Below are 2825 nucleotides of genomic sequence, written 5' to 3'. Positions count from 1 at the left end.
TCAGCTGGTCGTAGCCGCGCTGCAGGAAGGTGGAGTAGATCGCCACCACCGGTTTCTGGTTTTCGCAGGCCAGGCCGCCGGCCAGCGTTACCGCGTGTTGTTCGCAGATCGCCACGTCATGAAAGCGGTCCGGGAAGCGCTGGCTGAATTCCACCATGCCGGAGCCTTCGCACATGGCCGGGGTAATGCCCACCAGGCGCTTGTCCTGCTCCGCCATGTCACACAGCCATTGGCCAAAGATGTCCTGGTACTTGGGTTTCTTGGGCTGGCTGGGGACGGCCACCTGAACCTTGGGTTTGGGTTCGATCTTGTTGATGGCGTGGTAGCCCACCGGGTCCGCTTCGGCGGGGGCGAAGCCCTTGCCCTTGGTGGTGTAGATATGCAGTAACTGTGGCCCTTCCAGGGCGCGCATGTTGCCCAGGGTGCGCACCAGTTCGTCCACATTGTGGCCGTCGATGGGGCCGATGTAGTTGAAGCCGATGGCTTCAAACAACATGTCCGGGCTCACCATGTTCTTCATGCTTTCTTCCGTGCGGCGGATAAAATCCCAGGCCGCCGGCATGGTGGAGAGCACCTTCTTGCCCCCTTCGCGCAGGGCGATATAGCTCTTGCTGGCCCAGATGCGCGCAAAGTAGTTGGACAGGCCGCCCACATTGTGGGAAATCGACATGTTGTTGTCGTTGAGGATCACCAGCAGATTGGAGCGGGTGTGTGCCGCGTGGCTCATGGCTTCGAAAGCCTGGCCGGCAGTCATGGCGCCGTCGCCGATGATAGCCACAGCACGGCGGTCGCTGCCCGCCATTTCCGCGCCCAACGCCATGCCAAGGGCTGCGCTGATGGAGGTGGAGGAGTGGCCCACACCGAAGGTGTCGTATTCGGATTCACTGCGCTTGGGGAAACCTGACAGGCCGTCCTGCTGACGGATACTGGTGATGCCCTCGCGGCGGCCAGTGAGAATCTTGTGCGGGTAACACTGGTGGCCCACATCCCACACCAGCCGGTCATCCGGGGTGTTGTACAGATAATGGAGGGCCACGGTCAGTTCCACCACGCCCAGGCCGGCACCGAAGTGGCCGCCGCATTGGCCCACTGCGTAGAGCAGATATTCACGCAGTTCGTCCACCACCTGCTCCAGCCGGGAGGCTGGCAGCCGTCGTAACTCGGCGGGGCTGGTCAGCGTGTCCAGCAGCGGAGTGGCCGGGCGGGTCAGCGGGATTTGCGTAAATGTCTTGGGCATAGAGGTATGTAGCCTGAAATACACGGCGAAATGATGAGTGCCTAGTATACCTTCACCGGGCGTCAGGCGTCAGTGATCGCGGGAGATGATGTATTGTGCTAATTGTTGCAATGGTTGGGCGCGTTCTCCATACCCGGCCAGGGCCTGCTGAGCTTTCTCACACAACTCCTGGGCCCGCTGCTGGCTCTGTTCCAGGCCGAGCAGGGACGGAAAAGTGCTTTTCTGCAGTTTCTGGTCAGAGCCGGAGGGCTTGCCCAACTGTTCGGTGCCGGCGGTGATATCGAGAATGTCGTCCTGGATCTGGAAGGCCAGACCGACGGCATCGCCGAACCGGTTCAAATCATCGAGTAGCATGGCATTATCCACTTCGGCGGCGAAGTAGCCCAGTTGCAGGCTGGCGGTGATCAGTCGACCGGTCTTCAGATAATGCATTTCTTCCAGTGCCGCCACGGTCTGCTGCTGGCCCTGGGCGAGCATGTCCTGCATCTGGCCGGCGGCCATGCCGTCCACGCCAGCGGCCTGGCACAGGTGGCGAATCATGGCGATGCGGGTCTCGGCGCGGTAATGGCCGCTGTTGGCCAGCAATTCGAAAGCACGGGTATGCAGGGTGTCGCCGGCCAGGATGGCAGTGGCCTCGTCGAACGCCTTGTGGCAGGTGGGTTGGCCCCGGCGCAGGTCGTCGTCATCCATGGCCGGCAGGTCGTCGTGGACCAGCGAGTAGGCATGAATCAGCTCCACGGCGGCGGCGGGTACATCGGCCCGGCCCGGTTCGGCGCCAGCCAGCTGGGCGGCGCCATAGACCAGCAGGGGGCGGATACGCTTGCCGCCGCTAAGGGCCGCATAGCGCATGGCCTGGCTCAGCCGTGGAGCGGCACTGGCGGCAGGGACAAAGGTGTCCAGCGCCTGTTCCAATCGGGCCCGGCTGGTCTCGCCGAGCTGGTCCAGGGCGGGGAAGTTACTGGCCATTATCTTCACCGGCAAAAGGAGCCGGCTCGGCGTCAGTGTTCTGCTCCAGCAGAATACGTACCTTCTGCTCCGCCTGCTGCAGGGCCTGCTGGCACTCCCGGGACAGGCGAACCCCCTCTTCAAAGGCTTTCAGGGATTCTTCCAGGGTCAGGTCACCGGATTCCATCCGTTCCACCAGGGATTCCAGATTGTCCAGTGAGGTTTCCAGCGCGGGGGCTGCCTGCTTTGCCATGGGTATCTCCTAGCCTGAGTATGTCACCAAAACGCGCTGAGCTATTCACAGGTGCGATGATAGCAGTCAGAAAGGCAATTTGGGCGTTCTGGGTCAGTGCATCCGGCGGGAACAGTAATGCACAGGCGGTGGTGAATCAATTGCTATCTGCCCGCCTGCGGGGCCTTGAGGCACCATTGTTCGATTTTTTTGATGGGTTGCAAGTGGCTGATAATGAAGGGGTAAACCCGGGCTTTCAGAAGCGGGGGAGAATTGATTCCAAATGGTTCTAAACAGGGGGTTCCGGTGCCGATGGCGGCCTGCTTATAGTGAAAGACCCGCCGGAGGCCGCAGGCAGCTTCTTCCTCTGATCTCCTAAGCTATGGCGTTTAGTCTGCGTCACCGGCGGGG

At 61.5% G+C, this 2825-nt stretch carries 3 protein-coding genes; all 3 read right to left on the bottom strand.

Annotation, left to right across the window (positions count from 1 at the left end; translation table 11 throughout):
• A partial coding sequence (dxs, locus tag HUJ17_RS09775; protein WP_290510514.1) for a 1-deoxy-D-xylulose-5-phosphate synthase occupies window positions 1–1237 on the bottom strand: 1237 nt, incomplete at its 3' end.
• A gap of 69 nt (window positions 1238–1306) precedes the next feature.
• A complete protein-coding gene (locus tag HUJ17_RS09770; protein WP_290510513.1) occupies window positions 1307–2203 on the bottom strand; it encodes a polyprenyl synthetase family protein in 897 nt (298 codons plus the stop codon).
• Window positions 2193–2435, bottom strand: coding sequence for an exodeoxyribonuclease VII small subunit (locus tag HUJ17_RS09765; protein WP_035244971.1), 243 nt, complete (start codon window positions 2433–2435; stop codon window positions 2193–2195). Before HUJ17_RS09765 ends, HUJ17_RS09770 begins: the two co-directional genes overlap by 11 nt.
• Window positions 2436–2825 lie beyond the last annotated feature (390 nt).

Origin of the sequence: Alcanivorax sp., assembly GCF_014762765.1 — a bacterium.
In the GTDB taxonomy this organism is placed as follows: Bacteria; Pseudomonadota; Gammaproteobacteria; order Pseudomonadales; family Alcanivoracaceae; genus Alcanivorax.
The sequence above is the reverse complement of the archived record's forward strand: the minus strand, read 5'-3'. Positions and strand labels throughout refer to the sequence as shown.

Excerpts from the sequence above, each read along its gene's own strand:
- HUJ17_RS09765 (WP_035244971.1), bottom strand. The coding sequence starts at position 2,435 with ATGGCAAAGCAGGCAGCCCCCGCGCTGGAAACCTCACTGGACAATCTG.
- HUJ17_RS09770 (WP_290510513.1), bottom strand. The coding sequence starts at position 2,203 with ATGGCCAGTAACTTCCCCGCCCTGGACCAGCTCGGCGAGACCAGCCGG.